This window comes from Sulfitobacter sp. HI0129, assembly GCF_001635395.1.
Lineage (GTDB): Bacteria > Pseudomonadota > Alphaproteobacteria > Rhodobacterales > Rhodobacteraceae > Sulfitobacter.
Window position 1 is genome coordinate 1 of the sequence record NZ_LWGH01000966.1, and the last position, 307, is coordinate 307.

Annotated in this window: 1 protein-coding gene; it reads left to right on the forward strand. The window is 59.9% G+C overall.

The genetic code is table 11. The features are described 5' to 3' along the window. Positions 1-307, forward strand: a 307-nt coding sequence (locus tag A3764_RS21385) for a tellurite resistance TerB family protein (RefSeq protein WP_067952081.1), incomplete at both ends; no start/stop codon positions are given.

Here is a 307-nt window from a genome sequence, read left to right on the forward strand (position 1 = left end):
GCCATTTCCGCGTCGGATGAAGACATTCGCACCGCCGAACTGGTCAAGATCGAATCCGCGGTGAACACCTTGCCGATTTTTTCGGGCTACGACAGCGACCGGCTGACCACCATGGGCAAGACGGTCTTCGATCTCTTCGAGCAGGAAGACGGGTTGGACGCGCTGTTCGGCCTGATCCGCGAATATTTACCGGAACGCCTGTTCGAAACCGCCTACGCCCTCGCCTGCGACGTGGCAGCCGCAGATGGCCGCATACGTGAAGCCGAATTGCGCCTGCTGGAGGAAATCCGCTACGAGCTGAACCTCG